The following is a 17,847-nucleotide window of genomic DNA, read 5'->3' on the forward strand; positions in this document are numbered from 1 at the left end:
GATTAACTGTTTCAATTAATCAAGTGATTTATGACAATTCGCTCAAATACTCATGGCGGTCGCCGCGCTGGTGCAGGACGCAAAAAAGGTACTGTAATTAAAGAGCCGACCGCCGTGATGCGGATCCCTGAAAGTCAAAAGCCAGTAATTGCTGATTTTTTGAAGGCCTATCGACGTAATCAATCCACCCATAACCAATCTACACATCTGGTCGACCAGCCAACTGTATTTGAACGCCCAACCATTTCACCAGCTAAACGCAGCTGGCCATTGTTCAGTTCTAAAGTAGCAGCAGGATTTCCATCACCTGCCGATGAGCATGTTGAAAAACGACTGGATCCCAATGAGTTTTTGATTGATGACGAAGAGGCGACTTTTTTTGTCACCATCCAAGGCTATTCAATGATTGATAGCGGGTTATTACCGGGTGATAAAGCAGTAGTGGATCGCTCTAAAAATGCCAGTGTCGGCGATATTGTATTAGCAGTAGTCGACGGTGAATTTACCATCAAACTGCTGGCAAAAACCAAGCAGGGAACCCCTCGATTATTACCTGCCAATAATTCTGGCGAATATCAGCCAATCGAAATTAAAGAGGGTATGCAGTTTGAAATCTGGGGTGTAGTTACCGGCTCGTTTCGACGGTTTAAATAGCATGTCACGCAGTATTGCACTGATTGACGTGAATAATTTCTATGTGTCCTGCGAGCGGGTGTTTAATCCGAAACTGGCCGGTAAACCGGTGGTGGTGCTCAGCAATAATGATGGCTGTGTCATTTCAAGAAGCAATGAAGCCAAAGAGGATATTCCAATGGGCGCATCCTGGTTCAAGTTCCAGGACTTTGCTAAACAGAATCACATCACTGCTTTGTCTTCCAATTATGCTTTATATGCAGATATGAGCAATCGGGTGATGCGGATCCTCAAGCAGTTTTCGCCCGATCAGGAGATCTATTCGATTGATGAATGTTTTCTGGATCTGAGTAGTTTTCAACATCTGGATTTATTACAGCACGGACAGCAAATCCGTAGTCGTGTCGGGCAATGTACCGGATTGCCGGTCAGTGTTGGCATCGGTGCCAGTAAAACACTAGCGAAGTTGGCAAATCATTGTGCAAAAAAACGGGCTGAGTTTGATGGCGTATGTGATTTTAATCAGCTAACGCCAGCCCAGCTTAATCGTTTGCTGGATCAGTTGGATGTAGGCGACGTATGGGGCATTGGACGTAAACTGGCCGCCAAATTAAAACAGAATCATCGCATTAACACTGCACTGGATTTAAAGCAGGCCAATCCAGATACGCTGCGCCGTATCTACAGCGTAGTGATGGAAAAAACTATCCGAGAGCTTAACGGTATTGCCTGTATTGAACTGGAAGAGCCGGGCCTTGCTAAAAAACAGATCCTCAACTCCCGCAGCTTTGGTATTCCCGTGACAGATCTACAAAGCCTCACCGAAGCGGTCAGCTTTTATATCAGCCGGGCAGCTGTGAAATTGAGGCACCAACAATCATTAGCGGGCATGGTACAGGTCTATATTCACACCAGCCGTTATCGCACGGGGAAAGATTTTTACAGCAACAGTTTCACAGTGGCTTTGCCGAACCCGTCGGATGACACACGGGTATTGGCAAAAAATGCATTGATTGCTTTGAAACAAATATATCGCCCTGGTTATTACTACGCCAAAGCGGGTGTGATACTCACGGCAATTCAATCCAAGAGCGGCTATCAACCTGATATGTTTGCTGCAGAAAATGAGAGCATAAAATCTGATCAATTAATGGCATTGATGGATGGGATTAATCACAGCATGGGAAGGGAAACGTTGCGATTGGCCAATCAGGGATTCGCTCGCCCGTGGAAGATGAAGCAGGAACATAAAAGTCCGGGTTATACAACAAACTGGCGGGACTTGCTTTCAGTCAGCTAAGTAAAAGATTTTAAAAACTTTTTTATCAAAACTGTAAAAAAACTAAACACATGCAGATCACCAAAGGCGAGTATGCTGAGAGTATCGCGCCAGATATGTTTTGGCCGAACCTAGAGATAACTATTATGAACATTATTCGTCAAACATCACTTATCGCTCTTTTAGCAACCGCCATGCTGGTAACAGCGGGCTGCGGCAATATGTCGAGCCGCGATAAAAACACAGCTGCCGGCGCCGGTATTGGTGCTGTTGGTGGAGCCATCTTAACCGGTGGTAGTGCTGTTGGTACTGTTGGTGGTGCCGCTGTAGGTGGCGTCATTGGTAATCAGGTCGGTAAAGATTAATTACCCGAAACCAAAAGACCGAAACCAAAAGCCCTGTCAGAAATGACGGGGCTTTTTTATTTGTGGCAGCTTATCAAGGCTGCGAATAGAATGTTTTTCTCTTAAGATTGTTGTACGGGCTCATAAGCGATTAAAGCGGGCCAACTCACTTAAAATCAACTGACAGCTGCACAAAGGAAAATGAATGCCATTGCCAGATATCTTGGTGTTAATCGTTTTTATCGTGGTGTATTACACAATGGCTGTTGGCAAACTGCCCGGACTCAGTGCCGATCGTACCGGTATAGCGATGGCGGGGGCGTTTGTTTTACTCGCCGTGGGGTCGGTTGAAGTAGAAGCGCTTCCTGAGGTCATCGAGTTTCCGACGTTATTAATGCTGTTTGTTTTAATGTTACTGGGAGCTCATTTTGCTGCTGCCAATAGCTTTAATGTCTTGAGCCAATGGCTGAGTTATCGAGCCGACAGACCCAGATTGTTATTAGCTGGCGTGGTGATCAGCAGTGGTGTGCTGTCGATGGTATTGGTCAACGACATCGTGGTCTTCGCGTTTACTCCAGTCTTATGCATGGCATTGATCCGTCAGGGTTTGGACCCACGTCCTTATTTATTGGCACTGGCTGGTGCAGCCAATGCCGGATCGGCAGTCAGTCTGATAGGCAATCCGCAAAATATTCTGATTGGCAGTGTTGGCGGCTTATCTATCCAGGCGTATTTTCTGCTGACCATTGTGCCGGTCATCATTGCCTTAGCCGTTGTCTATTTCGTGGTTTCATGGGTGTGGCGGCATCAGTTGCAGCAGGCCACGATGATTCGTTACTGGGAAGATAGCCATTCCGCTGATCGCTGGCTGTTTATCAAAAGCTTATTAGCCACCGTGATATTAATCGTGCTGCTGGTGTTATTTTCTGAGCACCGTTATCAGATAGCGCTTGGTGTAGTGCTGGTCTTGTTATTGGGGCGGGTGATTAAAACTGATCGCTTGCTCCGCGAGGTGGATCTGCCGTTATTGGTGTTAATCGCTTCGTTATTTGTAGTGACAGCGACCTTCAGTGCGTTACCGATGACCGGCTCGGCAGTAAGTTATTTGGAAACACAGGGTTGGTTACCGGATAGATTGGCAGTGCTCATTCCATTTTCGTTAATTGCCAGCAACACTATTGGCAATGTGCCTGCAGTGATGTTGCTGTTGGGGGTGACAGAAGACTTGTCGGTAGTGACTTTGCAAGGTCTGGCGCTGTTTTCAACGCTGGCAGGCAACTTGTTATTAACCGGCAGTCTGGCCAATATCATTGTGGCTGAACGTGCAGCCAGTCAGGGAATAAAACTCGGCTTTATCGATTTTATGCGGGTAGGGATCCCTGTCACGATATTGAGCATGATTCCGGCGGCAATTTGGTTTAGTTGGGCGACCGGCATGCGCTGGTAAATATAGCAGTTCATAACAAAAAAGCCCTGTCATTGCTGGCAGGGCTTTTTTAATTTGGAACAGGTTCTCAAATAAAACGGATTTATTTAACCCGCATATCGTTTTTAACAGATTTTACGCCAGCCACACTGCGGGTGATAACCACAGCACGATTGATGTCTGCTTGTGAGCTGACAAAACCACTTAACTGCACAACACCTTTAAATGTTTCTACATTTATCTCGGCCACTTTAAGTGTTTCTTCATTAAGAATAGCGGCTTTAACTTTGGCAGTAATCACACTGTCATCAATATATTCACCGGTGCCAGATTGAGTCGATGTGGAGGCACAGCCACTTAACGTGAGCAGAGCTGCACCACTTATCAGGCTGGTGGTTAACATCGTGACAAACAACAAACGTTTAGAAATTGTATTCATAATTTTTTCCAGAAAAGTCGTTTAAAACTGGTTTGGTAAATCAAAGTAGATGCCTAACGACATTAAGACTCGACTTCTCCAGATAGATTGTGTGGTTCGGAATAATAGAAGTTATTCTTGCCAGATTTCTTAGCGTGATACATGGCTCTGTCAGCGCATTCCGTCAACTTAGTGGCATCTGTACCATCATCAGGATAAATGCTGATGCCGATACTTGCCGCTAGCATTATTTCGTTGTCATTTATTGTTAGAGGTTCAGCAATTGCCGTAAGTATTTGCTTTGAGACCTGTTTGGTGTCATCAGGCATTTCTATTTCACCTAACAAGATCAGAAACTCATCGCCACTACGTCGGCACACGGTGTCGGTACTGCGGATACAATTGGTGATACGGTCAGCGACAGAGGAAAGTAACAAGTCACCTGTCAAATGACCGAATGTGTCATTGGATTTTTTGAAATCATCCATATCCAAAAACAGCAACCCGACCCGTTTATTGTGTCGTTCAGCCATGCCAATCGATTGTGTCAGGCGTTCATTAAACAAAGCAAGGTTGGGCAATCCTGTCAGATGGTCATACCATGCCAGCCGGCTGGTTTTTTCCATCATGGCTTCAGATTTTGCAACATCGTGAAAAACGATGACGGCACCTGTCACTTCTTTATCACGATTATGAATAGGCGCTGCCGAGTCTTCTATTTCAATCTCAGTGCCATCATGAACAATCAAGATACTGCCACTCGCCAGGGCAACCGTTTTGTTTTGCTGCATGGCAGTTGTAGCGGGATTTGGCGCTGTTTCTCGGGTTTCCCCATCAATGATATTAAATACTTCAAATAGTGGTTTACCAATGGCTTGCTGACGATCCCAGCCGGTCAAATGTTCTGCTTCAAGATTAAGATAGGTCACATTTCCGGCAAGATCGGTTGTCAGAACGGCATCGCCGATAGAATCGAGGGTAACTTGAGCGCGTTCTTTTTCTTCGAATAACGCGTTTTCAACTTTTTGTAACACTAACTCGAGAGCCTTGCGTTGCGAGATATCTTCGATCATCAACAGACTTGCAAATGGATATTGACCATCTTCCAGCAATGATACATGCAGGCGAGTCCAGACCATGCTGCCATCATTACGGATCAGACGAATATCATTTTGTAGAGCGGTATGGTTGAGAACAGCGTTCTTCCAGCTGATATCCAACGAAGATACATCTTCGGCGTAGATGCATTTACGCCAATCGGTATCGATTATTTCACCGTCGGTATAACCCAAAATAAGATCATAAGCCTGATTCGAATATAAACAACGACGCTTTTCATCACACAGAACAATGCCTAGAGGAAATTCATCGCATAGTTTTTTCAGGTTCTCATAATCAAGTTGATCGCCTCGTTGCTTAGGCAGTATTTGCCAGATTGAATTATTGTCTGTGTAACGGGTGCGTAGGGTTCTCATTAATGAAATCACCCATGCCAAGGCATTTCACGAACGATATTCGGATGGCCATAATCAGCATGAATCGTTATAACGAATAGACAATATTCAACAAAATTTATGTTTAGCATGATGGCAATGCTCTCCAATTACATTTTTTTCAGAATAATATGGAACAAGCTGTTGCGTCTGTGCGTTTTCGTACAAATGAGCTGCTTAATAAAATATTTCATGTCGAAATGATTTATGTGCGTTACCGTACAAACAATAAAAGGGGATTTGTGCGTTAATAAGGGATCAATCCTATTGTTTTTTCCTGTTTTGCAAACTCATATCAAATTTATGTGGGTAGTCAAAGCTGTCAAAACAGATCATTTATGTGAGCAAAAAGTTGTGAGTTTATGAGTCTAGAGCATGACCCTTGTCAGAATAATCTTTTGGCAGCGTTGCCAAAGGACGAACTTGCACGTCTGTTACCTGATTTACAGTTAGTTGAAATGCCTTTGGGCGAAACGCTTTACTCTCCAGATACTCCGATGCAGCATGTGTATTTTCCCACGACAACAATTGTGTCCTTATTGCATGTGATGGAAAGTGGTGCTTCAGCAGAGATTGCTGTGGTTGGCAAAGAGGGCATTGTCGGTGTCTCTTTATTTATGGGCGGTGAAACCACCTCTAGCTGGGCGGTAGTCCAAAGTGCAGGATCTGCCTATCGTCTGACCGGACAGCGTTTGAAAACAGAGTTTTTCCGGGCAGAGACATTGCAACGTTTATTGCTGCGTTATACTCAGGCGTTGATGACTCAGATGGCGCAAACCGCTGTTTGTAACCGCCATCACACAGTAGATCAGCAGTTATGCCGTTGGTTATTGTTAAGCCTGGATCGTTTACCTTCCAATGAACTGACCATGACCCAGGAGCTCATCGCTAATATGCTGGGAGTGCGTCGAGAAGGTGTCACAGAAGCTGCTGGGCATTTACAGCGCGATGGTTTGATTAAATACGTTCGGGGAAAAATCACGGTACTCAATCGTGATGGATTGGAACACCGAGTCTGTGAATGTTATCGGGTTGTCAAAATTGAAACCGACAGATTAATGGATGGCAAATAATCACGTTAAATAAATCATTTGACTCTGTGTGTGCTGGCAGACAGATAGAGTCTAATTGTAAGCATATGCTCAGCTGATAAAGCGTGATACACCATCTTGGCACCGATAATCTCCGTGCTGTTTTATCAGCAATTAATGGAGTTTCATATTGCTTATTCGTGACAAACAACCACTTAATCATCTGATTGCCGACTTACCTGAATCTGAAAGAAAACGTCTTATTGCCAAATGTGAGACTGTCGAGTTGGTTTTCAATGAAACGCTAACGACACCGGGAGAGCCTCTTAAATTTGCCTGGTTTCCCAATCAAGGCTTTATATCCTTAACTGTGCCCGCCGATGAACGATCCAATCTGGAAGTTGGCTTAATTGGTAATGAGGGCATGCTGGGTAATACCTTGGTGTTGGGCATTAAAACAGCACCATTACATGCGTTGGTTCAAGGGGCAGGGCAGGCATTACGGATATCGGTTGCTCATCTGCAGCAGCAGATTAACCATAGTCCTGCGCTGGAAGCCACGCTGAAAAAATATTTGTATGTAACAGTAGTTCAGTTATCACAAACTGCAGCCTGCACACGATTTCATTTGGTAGAAGCCCGGCTGGCCCGGTGGTTATTAATGACCCGCGATCGCGCTGAATCAAATCAATTTCGAATAACCCAACAGTTTCTGGCTTATATGCTGGGGGTACGCCGAGTGGGTATTACCAGAGCAGCCACCGCATTACATCAACGACAGTTGATCAATTATCATCGGGGCAGTATCACGATTACCGACCCTTCGGGATTAGAGGCTTCCGCATGTAGCTGCTATCAAATAGATAAACAAACTTATCAGCGGATCATGCAATCGATGGATGATGATTTGCTTGATGATTCATTGGTTCGCTAACGTACAGACAGAATGAATATTTGTTTATATCGTGCTTATTTAGTTGTCTGAAAGGGAAACGCCATGAGCATAAGCACTATTCTGTTAATCGTTCTGATTTTAATATTGATCGGGGCAATTCCATCTTGGCCGCACAGCAGAAACTGGGGTTATGGACCAACGGGTATAGTTGGGGTGTTATTGATTGTGTTACTGGTGTTATTACTGACCGGTCGAATTTAACCCGAATCTTACAGATTTGATTTAAGGCCCAGCTGAAATTCAGACGGGCCTTTTTTATGAACTCTATTCTGAGATATTGACCTTTATTCCCTCAGCCAATCGGGCGTTAGGATTGAGGATGACACGATCATCGGTGACAAGACCCGACAGGATTTCTACTTCACTATTATCCAGCCGACCTACCCGAACATTTTTAATTTCAACCTGATTATCGGCATTCACCAGCATCACCGCTGGCTTGCCTTGAATGGTTTTCAATGCATTAACCGGAATACGTACTGCATCCGCTCGTTCCTGCACCTGTATTGTCAGTTCACCACTTAAACCGGCCGGTAATTTCAGATCCGCATTTTCCAGCAGATATTCCACTCGCATGGTGCCGGTTTCACGATTAACTTCACGAGAGATCCGCGAAATAGGTACTTCAATTTGCTGATTTCCCAGATCGGGCAAGGTCAGTTGGGCAGGTTGTTGCTGGTCGATAATAAATAACTGAGTCTGCGGAATATCAACAATGACCCGTAACTTATCAGTACGGCTAATGCGAAATAATGGCATAGCATCGTTGCGGGTAATACGATTGCCTCGTTCGGCCTGACGGCGGGTAATAATGCCATCAAATGGTGCCACGATGGCGGTATAGGCAAATTCATTTTCCAGCTGTTCCAGACGTGCTTGATAGGTCGCTAATGTCGCTTTGGCCACAGCCAGCTCGGCCTCACGTTCATCGACTTCCGTGGCATTGACGGCACCCGAATCCCGCAGATTGGTATAGCGTTTTGCTACCTTTTCGGTCAGATCCAGCGTGGCTCTCTGCCGATTGATTTCGGCCTTGGCCTGCAGAATTTCCTGTTCCAGTTCAGGCGAGGAGAGTCGGGCTAACAAATCACCTTGTTTAACTTCATCACCAATATCGACATGGCGGCTTTCCACATAGCCATCAGCACGGGCAAAAATATCTGATTGTTCAATTGCTTCCACGCGAGAGTTAAACACCAAGGGCTGATAACTTGATATCGATTGCGGCTGTGCAACGCGTACTGAGAGAATTTCCGGGGTAGTGGCAGGCCGTTCAATATTCGCTTCGGTTTCGGGCTGAATATAAAACCACAAAGGCACAGCGATGACCGCAGCAACTAATATTGTCTTGGTTAAGTTTGGCATCGTGAGATCCTCAAATTGTCGGCAGTTTTATGGGCTGCGGACGTTTAATAAATTGCATAACCATGCTGAAAGTCCAGGGCACTAAAAATAATGAGGCAAATGTGCCCAGCATCAAGCCACCGATAACGGTGCGGGCCAAAGGCGCATTTTGTTCCCCACCTTCACCTAAAGCCAGTGCCATCGGCAATAAACCGATAATCATGGTCAATGCTGTCATCAATACCGGTCTTAGTCTTGTTGAGGCTGCTTCCCGAGCCGCCTCAAAAGCCGACATGCCTGCCACCCATTGATCACGGGCAAACGTTGTGACCAACACACTATTGGCAGTGGATACGCCAATGACCATGATAAAGCCCATTAGTGCCGGAACACTGATAGTGGTTCCAGTGAGCATTAAACCGATAATCGCGCCAGAAATGGCAATTGGCGCGCCGGATAATGCGACCAAAGGCATGATCCACGAGGCGAAGTTAAACAGCATAATGATGTAGATGAAAAATACCGCCAGTAAAAAGCCGAATAATAAATCACGGTAAGCTTCATCCATGGCGGCAGCCTGACCCATGATCTCAATATCATTGCCGGGCACAACATCTTGTTTCAGTTCTTTTACAATCTGTTGGGTAGCTTTGTAAACCGAACCTAAGTCAGTGTTTTCGGTATTGATTAATACATTGACCGTCGGCCGTAGCATAGTACGACCAATACTGCCCGATACATTGCGTGGTGTGATACTCGCAATACTGGCCAATGGCACGGTGATATTCGGATCACTGGTTTGTACCTGCAGATTCATCAAATCATCAGTGGTGCGTAATTTATGTAATGGTGTTCTGGTTTGCACCTCATAGGAAAAACCAAACACCGGATCGGACCAGAAACTGGGAGCAACAGTACCAGCTGACCCCAACGCTCCCAGTAAGCTGTTTATCGCACCCTGTGTGGTTACACCGAGTTCGGCTGCCCGTTTGCGATCCAGATTGACGTAGTATTCCGGCAAAGCAAATACCTGCTGAAAGCCGATATCCACAGCACCTTCAACATCCTGCATTTTCTCAATTAAGCTTTCAGCTTTTGCGATGCTGGCGGGCAGGTTACGACCGGTAAAGCGGACGTCCAAAGCAGTTGGTGTACTACCGGAAAGCGTTTGATTGGTAGTATCGGCCGCTTGAGAAAAGAATGTGACTTCCGGAAATTTCTCTTTCAACATTTGCCGGATGGCGGATTCATACTGGCTGCTCGGTTGATGGCCTTTAGCTAATTGGATTTGCAGCTCACCATCGTAAGAACCAATGGTAAAGCTATCTATCCAGGCGCGATTAATGGAGTCGGGCATACCAATGTTTTCAAACATAAAATCCAGTTCTTCAGCAGGAATGATTTTGCGTATTTCCTGTTGGATCTGAGCAAACTTATCTGCTGTCTGTTCGATGCGTGAACCGGTATCTACTCGCATATAAAACCGCATTAATCCGGCATCGGTTTTAGGAAAGAAATCACGGCCGATATCCTGTAAGGCAAAGCCGGCTGCGGTGACAATCACAATGCCGATTAACGGGGCAATCAGAATATGTTTTTGCAAGCGACCAATGGTGTTTTGTAGATGTTGCTGGCCATTGTGCAGACGATGTTCCAGTGCCAGATGTAAATGCACTAACGGGTTTTTCGATTGTTTGGTTAAAGTCTTTTCGTTGGCCAGTAATAATTTGGCCAGCGTTGGAACCACTGTGCGAGATAGTAAATACGATGCTGCCAGACAGGCAATGACCACAATTGCCATCGGCTGGAAGATATAACCTGCCACGCCGGTTAATAAAAATATCGGTGAAAACACAATGCAGGTAGAGAGTGTTGAAACAAATTCTGGAAAGGCAACTTCACTGGCACTGGTGAGCACAGCACGGCTCGGTTCCATGCCGTCAGCCAGATGCCGTTTGATATTTTCAATTTCAACCAGTGCGTTGTCGACCAGGATACCAATTGCTAATGCCAGACCACCGAGACTCATTAAATTCAAGGTGTTACCGGTTAAATTTAATACAAATACTGCGGTCAGTAATGACAGGGGAATCGAGGTTAAAACAATTAAAGTCGCTCGGGATGAACCTAAAAACAGTAATACCATCAACGCGACCAGTGAGCCAACAATGAGAATTTCCATCTCGATATGATGTAAAGCAGTGCTGACAAACACCGACTGATCAAAAATAGGCGAAATGGTAATGCCCTCCGGTGCAGCCGCTTGTATCGATGGCAAGCGTTCCATCAGTTCATCAATAATGCCAACAGTGGATGCACCGCCAAGTTTAATCAGCGACACCATAACGGCATTTTGTCCGTTAACGCGGGCGATATTGGTTTGTAAGGCCGTGCCATCGCGGACATTTGCTACATCACGCAGTAATATCAGCTCGCCATTTCTAGCCCGGATCGGTAAATATTCAAAATCAGCCACTGCTTGAGGACTGGCATTAACTGTGATTTGCAATTCATTCTGCGCTTCACGAATACTTCCCGATGGCAGGGTCAGGTTCTGTTCATTTATCGCCCGGGTTACATCGTTGGCGGTTAATCCTTGAGCAAACAAAGCGTCCGGATCCAGATCCACCATGATCTGCCGGGTGGCACCACCATAAGGCAAAGTCATCCGGATACCATTAATCGATTGCACCATGCCGCGTAACTGCAAACGGGCAAAGTCGGCCAGTTGGCCATCAGTCAATGTGTCAGAAGACATAACCAGCTGAATGATCGGTGTGCTGGATTGATTGTATTCGGCGACCAGCGGTGGTGAAGTACCTTCCGGCATTCGTCGTCGAATGGTTTGTGATACGCCTGTTACCTGCGCCATCGCGTTGGCAATATCGACCTCAGGATGGAAATCGATATGAATCACCGAGGTGCCGTTTAAGGTTTGCGAGCGGATTTCCTTAAGGTTATCCACATTATTCATAATCGCCACTTCACTGAAGGTGGTGATTTTGGAAGCCATTTCATTGGTGTTAAGACCGTTGTAGGTCCATACCACTTTTATAGAGGGTATATTGACGCTGGGTAATACATCGACAGGTAATTTAAGGTAGCTGATAAGCCCAGCTGCAAAAATCAGCAAGCTTAAAGCAGCCACAGAATAAGGTCGGGTTAGGGCATATCGCACCAGCCACATATATAGCTTCTCTATGTTATTAAAATGGAATGTCTGGATTGCCGCGACGTTACGCAACCAGCTCTGTCGCGTAGAGTGCAGCGACAAAATTAAGACAATGTTAACGTTGCCTTAATTCAATCAAATGAAAATAATGTTTTTATCGCGGATACACACTGATGTATGTACTGATTGTAGAAGATGATGCATTGATGGGGGAAGGTATACAGACCGGCCTTAATGCATTGGGTATCCAGGCGGAATGGGTTATGAACGCCAGTGGAGCGGAAACCGCTATGTCTACTGCCAGTTTTGACGCGGTCATCCTGGATTTGGGGCTACCGGACGAAGATGGTATGCAATTACTTAGTCGCTGGCGGGATCGCGGTGATAATGTGCCAGTGCTTATATTAACGGCACGTGATGCGGTTCCTGATCGCGTAAGCGGATTGCAGGCTGGTGCCGATGATTATATGAGCAAACCATTTGACTTGACCGAACTTGCCGCCCGATTACACTCGCTGAGTCGCAGAGCTGCTGGCAGGGCCACTCAGGCTATCCAGCATGGCAGTTTGCAATTTGATCCATCCACCTTGCAAGTCACTTTGAACAATAAACCGTTAACCTTATCGCGCCGGGAAATTACCGTGTTGGAAACCCTGCTGCAGCAACCCGGCAGAGTGGTCACAGCAGCACAGTTACAAGACAGACTCTATGGCTGGGCAGAAGGTATTGAAAGCAATGCTGTTGCAGTACATATCCATAATTTGCGCCGTAAATTGGGGGATGATTGGATCGAAACGGTTCGTGGAGTTGGCTATCGTTTAGGAGCCGTCAATGAATCCGGCTAAAGCCAAAGATTATCTGCGCTGGCAATTATTGTGGCGCATCGGTATCGCCGTGTTGTTAATGTGGATATTACTGGCACCCTGGTTGTTGATGAGTGTGCAGAAAGAAATGCAAAACACGCTGGATAACCGGCTCGCTGCCTCTGCCAAAATGTTGATGTCATTGATGTCTCAGTATGATTTGGATCCGTTGGTAAAAGGTGTGCAGCGCAGTCCGCTTTTTGATCCAGCCAATAATCCTGATTTACCCCCGACGTTGGCCTGCAAAGTCGCCAATATTGCAGGGGATATTATTGCTGTTTCACATGACGCTCCGCAGAATGTGCTGACTACCACACAACAGGGTTATCAAAATCGGATGCAGGATGGCGAAGCCTGGCGGGTATTTAATCTTTCTCAAGGCGGCCTAACCATAACCACAGCCGAACGACTGGAAACCCGCGATACTCTGATGCGTTCAGTGGTTATTGCTGCCGGTGTGCCGTTTTTTCTGAGTCTGGCAGGTACATTGGCAGTGGTCTGGTTTGGCATATTGCATGGGTTTAAACCCTTACATAGCCTTAGTCAGAATATGGCAAAACGTAATACCGAAGATCTGACATCACTGGTGTGGGAACAACGTCCAGCTGAAGTCAGGCCGCTGGTCGATGAAATAAACCGTTTATTACAACGAATGCAGCAATCTTTGCTGCGAGAACGCCGCTTTACCGGCGACGTGGCACATGAATTACGTACGCCTTTGGCAGGCATCAAAACCCAATTACAGGTCGCCAGATTAACCGATGGTGGCAAGGCCATGCACGCCCTGTTACAAGCTGAAAAAGCTACCGACAGATTACAACGCACCTTGGATCAGCTGTTATTACTGGCAAGGGTGGAAGGTGATGGACAATTAACTGAATCGACACGCTTACCGATTGCTGAAATCAACAATATGGCCTTGAGTGATGTACAGCATCTTGCCAAACAACAAAAGGTAACCTTGCGTTGTAATGATGATGTGGATGAAAAAATTCAAGCCTCGGCAATTTTATTGTCAGCCGCTTTACGTAATCTGCTGGAAAATGCCATCCGTCACTCACCAGTAAATACGGTGATTACTTTATCGGCTACCTGTAAGGACGAAGACTTGCTTTGGACCGTCGAAGACGAAGGGCCAGGCGTTTCTGAAAAATTACTTTCCGAATTAACCCGGCGTTTTGTGCATGGTCATCACAGCGATGGCAGCGGACTTGGTCTTGCCATCGTGGATGCCATTGTCAGACGTTTTAAAGGCGAATTACAGATTAAAAATGGCGCAACCAAAGGTTTGGTTGTCACAATCAGTATTCCGATGCAATAAGCCCAAAACCGAAAGTGTTATCGATTGTTGATTAGATAAGGCTAGTGGAAGATAGCCGATTACCAGTCAATTTTGCTGCAGCGGATTTTCTCGTTGCGGATCCCATATGCGCTGCCAAACCCAGGTAAGTCCTTCTCTGGCATTTCGCGTCATGGGTAGTTGGTTTGGTGTTAACAGAGTGACCACATCATCGCTGATTTCTGCCAGTTGGAAACGGAAAAAGTAATTGGGCTCTAAGCCCATGCGTAGATCTGTCGCAATAATCTTATTGTCTAATTGTTCCAGCTTGTAGTTGTTGTGGGTAAACCAGTTAATCCGTTGCAGATCGGGCGAATCTGCTAATAATAATTTCAGCTCACTGCCACGATTAAACTGGCTGAATTCAAATTTGGCGTCACCATCAAAAATGGAACGGAATACTTCGTAGTAGTTGGCCTCATCAATCACCACAATTCTCCATAACAGAGTGTTCAGCGGCGCTGGCGTGACTTTAATATGCTGATAGTCGATCTGCTGCTCGGCCAATGCCTGATGCGTTTGTTGGGTTATCCAGTGTTGAGCGCCAACACTCCAGACAAGATAGGCCGAGCTGAATAACAGACTGCCAAGCATGATTTGTCGACTCAGCCGCTGTCTGGCGGCAATTAAAATGGCCAGAAAGCCTGCGGCAAGCGGCAAACTATAAATCGGATCAATAATGAAAATGCTGCCAATCGAGGCAGGTGGTGGCATAAATGGCCAGAATAGTTGAGTGCCATAGACCGTCAGGGCATCCAAGCCACTATGGGTGACCCAGGCCAGCCAAATCACTAAAAACCATCGTCGAAAATCCAGCCTGTTGTCCACTTTACACATGAGCAAGGCCACTATCGGCGCAAGCAAACTCTGCACAATCCAGGAATGTGTCCAGCTTCGGTGCAAAGTCATCGCATCCAGATCCGTTGCGTGCTGAATAAAGATATCCAGGTCTGGCAGTATGGCAAATCCCGCTCCGTATAAAACTGCCGCTTTTGGTGCTTTGCGACCAGCAACCGCATAGGCTACTGCGCTACCAAGCAATGCCTGGGTAATCGTATCCATGAATTGTTGAGCCTCTGTTTAGCAAATGTTTAAAGCAGACATTCAAGCTGCATTTAGGGTTCGTCAGTTATTGTGTTAATCCAGGATCTGAAAAATCAGGAAGATATCTTGCATTGCTAGGAAATTATCCTGTAAATTGCAGGAAATACCTCCTGATAGTGGAAATCTGTTATGAAACAGCCGATGCCAAGCCCAACGCCGGGACAGGCCGATTTACAAGTAATTGTTAATGCCTTGAATACAGGACAGGTCGGCTTTGCTGAATCGGCATCCAAGAAGTTACTCAAATCCTATCCGCGTTCATTTCCTGTTCTCAATCTATATGGTAATGCTTTGGCGGCGCAGAACAAATTCAAAGATGCCATAGCAGTGTTTCGTAAGGCGACGGAAATTGATCCTAATGTCCCCGAGATTTACTTCAATATGGGAATTTTGCAAACCAATCTGAACCGCACTGATGAAGCCATAAACAGTTATAAGAAAGTTTTACGGTTAAAACCTGAACTGACCGATGCTTTATATAACCTGGGATATGCTTTGCAGACCCAAAACCGTTTTGAAGAAGCCGGTATTTATTATCAAAAAGCCATTGAACAACAGCCTAATTTTCTTGAGGCCATCGCCAATCTCGGGGTGTGTCTGCAGGAGCAGGGTAGATTGGATGAGGCGGTAGCGGTTTATCAACGAGCCTTAACCATTTCACAGGATGCCAAACTGTATTTTAATTTAGGTACAGCACTGAAAAATCAGGGCAAATTGGCTGATGCGATTGCCACTTATAATCAGGCATTGGCATTAAAACCCGACTATGCCGAAGTGCATAGCAATATCGGTGAAGTGCTGCGTGATCAGGGCCGTTATGATGAGTCTGTTGCTGCCTACAAACAGGCATTGGAACTGGATCCCAGCCTGCCATTAGCCAATTACAGTCTGGCCGTTTATCTCTATGACAGTGGTGATTTACAGCAGGCTTTGAATTATTTTCAGCATTCTCAATACGCTGACTGGCAGGAACGTTCTTTGTATTGTTTGTATAAAACCGGACGTTTTGATGAATTCAAACAAGGTCTGGATCAACTGAAAAAAGCTCGTCACAGCTCACCATTTTTGGCAACTTTAGCCGGGCATTATGCCGAGAACTTTGGCACGCTAAATGACTATAATTTCTGTAAAAATCCACTTGATTTAGTTTGTCATGTGCAGGTTCCAGAACTAAAAGGTGACAGTGAATTATTAAAACAATTACTGGCGGATATCGAACAGGCCGATATAGAAGAAAAAAGCCAGGGCCGCTTACATAATGGTGTGCAGTCTGCCGGAAACCTGTTTAAACGCTCTGAAGCCAGCTTTCAGCAAATTGCCAAGTTGGTAGCACGAGCCATCGATGATTACCGTGAAAACCTGAAAGGGGAAAGCGGTATTTTTGCCAAAGGCTTTCCTAAACAAACAGTGTTTGCCAGCTCCTGGTACGTCAAAATGAGAACCGGCGGGCATTTAACTTCACATATTCATGAAGAAGGCTGGGTGAGCGGGGCGCTGTATTTGGCCTTACCTAAGCAAAAAACGCATCCGGATGAGGGTAGTATCGAGCTGAGCACCCATGGTGATGATTATCCCAAACAACATGACAATTTCCCCAGCAAAACCATTGCGCCGGAAGTGGGGGATATTGTCATGTTTCCATCATCAGTGTTTCACCGCACCATCCCGTTTAATTCGGATGAAGAGCGGATCTGCATAGCCTTTGATCTGAAACCTGCTTGAGCCTGAATCGATGATGAAGATAGTCTGCCAAGGGCTGTAAATTGAAGTTTTAGAGGTTTTTAACCACTTCCAACACCTCATCAATGTGCTGTTTGACTTTGACATTACGCCATTCCTGAATCAGCTTGCCTTCAGTATCGATTAAAAATGTGCTGCGCACGATACCCATATATTCGCGCCCATAATTTTTCTTCAATTGCATCACACCAAATAAGTTGCATACGGTTTCATCACTATCGGAGAGCAAATCAAACGGGAATTGCTGTTTTTCCTTGAAGTTTTCATGAGCACGAATGCTATCTCTGGAAATACCAAAAATTACTGTGTTGTGTTGATTGAAGGTATCAATATGATCACGAAAGTTTTGGCCTTCCAAGGTACAGCCAGGGGTACTGTCTTTGGGGTAAAAATAGATAAGCACATTTTTACCACGTAGCTCGGAAAGCCGGATGCTTTTATCGCCAGTGGACGGTAATTCAAAATCCGGTACGGTTTGCTGCAAATTAACTGTCGTCATTAAACGTTCTCCATTGGTCATTATTATGTAGCCAGTACCTTATCCAAGGTAGCCCGGTCTTGTCATCTACTGGCTGGCAAAGTACCATGCCAGTTTATTTTCGCGGAGTCTGATGAATATGTTCAGCGGCAGTATGGTAGCACTGGTAACACCCATGCGGGCGGATGGCTCGTTAGACGGTGAAAGCCTGCGCAAGCTCGTTGATTT

At 45.6% G+C, this 17,847-nt stretch carries 16 protein-coding genes and 1 pseudogene; 11 read left to right on the plus strand and 6 right to left on the minus strand.

What is annotated here, in order from left to right:
- The first annotated feature begins 30 nt into the window (after nt 1-30).
- The 4 genes from Q7V21_RS00270 to Q7V21_RS00285 all read left to right on the plus strand — a co-directional run bounded on the left by Q7V21_RS00270 (nt 31) and on the right by Q7V21_RS00285 (nt 3,703).
- Complete coding sequence (locus Q7V21_RS00270) at nt 31-654, plus strand: LexA family transcriptional regulator (protein ID WP_304915379.1); 624 nt, start codon at nt 31-33, stop codon at nt 652-654.
- Nucleotide 655: 1 nt separating this feature from the next.
- Nucleotides 656-1,933: a Y-family DNA polymerase gene (locus Q7V21_RS00275; protein WP_304915380.1), complete on the plus strand. Its 1,278-nt coding sequence runs from the start codon at nt 656-658 to the stop codon at nt 1,931-1,933.
- Between the two features lie 50 nt (nt 1,934-1,983).
- Nucleotides 1,984-2,277, plus strand: a complete 294-nt coding sequence (locus Q7V21_RS00280; protein WP_370654032.1) for a glycine zipper 2TM domain-containing protein — start codon at nt 1,984-1,986, stop codon at nt 2,275-2,277.
- Nucleotides 2,278-2,461: 184 nt separating this feature from the next.
- Entirely contained in the window at nt 2,462-3,703 is a 1,242-nt protein-coding gene (locus Q7V21_RS00285) for an SLC13 family permease (protein WP_304915381.1), read from the plus strand.
- An 82-nt stretch (nt 3,704-3,785) separates the two neighbouring features.
- On the opposite strand, the gene Q7V21_RS00290 is transcribed toward Q7V21_RS00285, so the two are convergent.
- Both Q7V21_RS00290 and Q7V21_RS00295 read right to left on the minus strand, forming a co-directional pair.
- The gene (locus tag Q7V21_RS00290) at nt 3,786-4,085 is read right to left on the minus strand and encodes a BON domain-containing protein (RefSeq protein WP_370654034.1); all 300 of its coding nucleotides are present in this window, start codon (nt 4,083-4,085) and stop codon (nt 3,786-3,788) included.
- Between the two features lie 98 nt (nt 4,086-4,183).
- Nucleotides 4,184-5,575, minus strand: coding sequence for a diguanylate cyclase domain-containing protein (locus Q7V21_RS00295; protein WP_304915383.1), 1,392 nt, complete (start codon nt 5,573-5,575; stop codon nt 4,184-4,186).
- A 380-nt stretch (nt 5,576-5,955) separates the two neighbouring features.
- Here Q7V21_RS00295 and Q7V21_RS00300 point away from each other — a divergent pair, with 380 nt between their 5' ends.
- The 3 genes from Q7V21_RS00300 to Q7V21_RS00310 all read left to right on the plus strand — a co-directional run bounded on the left by Q7V21_RS00300 (nt 5,956) and on the right by Q7V21_RS00310 (nt 7,780).
- A complete protein-coding gene (locus tag Q7V21_RS00300; RefSeq protein WP_304915384.1) occupies nt 5,956-6,666 on the plus strand; it encodes a Crp/Fnr family transcriptional regulator in 711 nt (236 codons plus the stop codon).
- A gap of 148 nt (nt 6,667-6,814) precedes the next feature.
- The gene (locus tag Q7V21_RS00305) at nt 6,815-7,558 is read left to right on the plus strand and encodes a Crp/Fnr family transcriptional regulator (RefSeq protein WP_304915385.1); all 744 of its coding nucleotides are present in this window, start codon (nt 6,815-6,817) and stop codon (nt 7,556-7,558) included.
- Between the two features lie 63 nt (nt 7,559-7,621).
- Nucleotides 7,622-7,780, plus strand: a complete 159-nt coding sequence (locus Q7V21_RS00310) for a DUF3309 family protein (RefSeq protein ID WP_370654033.1) — start codon at nt 7,622-7,624, stop codon at nt 7,778-7,780.
- 63 nt (nt 7,781-7,843) lie between these two features.
- On the opposite strand, the gene Q7V21_RS00315 is transcribed toward Q7V21_RS00310, so the two are convergent.
- Nucleotides 7,844-8,944 carry an efflux RND transporter periplasmic adaptor subunit gene (locus tag Q7V21_RS00315; protein WP_304915386.1) on the minus strand — a complete coding sequence of 367 codons (1,101 nt, stop codon included), beginning with the start codon at nt 8,942-8,944 and terminating at the stop codon, nt 7,844-7,846.
- A 10-nt stretch (nt 8,945-8,954) separates the two neighbouring features.
- Nucleotides 8,955-12,110, minus strand: a complete 3,156-nt coding sequence (locus Q7V21_RS00320) for an efflux RND transporter permease subunit (RefSeq protein WP_304915387.1) — start codon at nt 12,108-12,110, stop codon at nt 8,955-8,957.
- Between the two features lie 158 nt (nt 12,111-12,268).
- Between Q7V21_RS00320 and Q7V21_RS00325 the strand changes: the two genes are divergently transcribed.
- Complete coding sequence (locus Q7V21_RS00325) at nt 12,269-12,940, plus strand: response regulator (protein WP_304915388.1); 672 nt, start codon at nt 12,269-12,271, stop codon at nt 12,938-12,940.
- Nucleotides 12,927-14,279, plus strand: coding sequence for an ATP-binding protein (locus tag Q7V21_RS00330; protein WP_304915389.1), 1,353 nt, complete (start codon nt 12,927-12,929; stop codon nt 14,277-14,279). The genes Q7V21_RS00325 and Q7V21_RS00330 overlap by 14 nt, the downstream gene beginning before the upstream one ends.
- Before the next feature lie 66 nt (nt 14,280-14,345).
- Here the strand turns inward: Q7V21_RS00330 and Q7V21_RS00335 are convergent, their stop codons facing one another.
- Nucleotides 14,346-15,359 carry a metal-dependent hydrolase gene (locus Q7V21_RS00335; RefSeq protein ID WP_304915390.1) on the minus strand — a complete coding sequence of 338 codons (1,014 nt, stop codon included), beginning with the start codon at nt 15,357-15,359 and terminating at the stop codon, nt 14,346-14,348.
- A gap of 171 nt (nt 15,360-15,530) precedes the next feature.
- Between Q7V21_RS00335 and Q7V21_RS00340 the strand changes: the two genes are divergently transcribed.
- Nucleotides 15,531-17,123: a tetratricopeptide repeat protein gene (locus Q7V21_RS00340; protein WP_304915391.1), complete on the plus strand. Its 1,593-nt coding sequence runs from the start codon at nt 15,531-15,533 to the stop codon at nt 17,121-17,123.
- Nucleotides 17,124-17,172: 49 nt separating this feature from the next.
- Here the strand turns inward: Q7V21_RS00340 and bcp are convergent, their stop codons facing one another.
- On the minus strand, nt 17,173-17,640 hold the full coding sequence (bcp, locus tag Q7V21_RS00345) for a thioredoxin-dependent thiol peroxidase (RefSeq protein ID WP_304915392.1): 468 nt from the start codon (nt 17,638-17,640) through the stop codon (nt 17,173-17,175).
- Nucleotides 17,641-17,758: 118 nt separating this feature from the next.
- Here bcp and Q7V21_RS00350 point away from each other — a divergent pair.
- Nucleotides 17,759-17,847, plus strand: a pseudogene (locus Q7V21_RS00350) (4-hydroxy-tetrahydrodipicolinate synthase); the annotation flags it as partial.

The sequence above is a fragment of the Methylophaga sp. genome, from assembly GCF_030651745.1.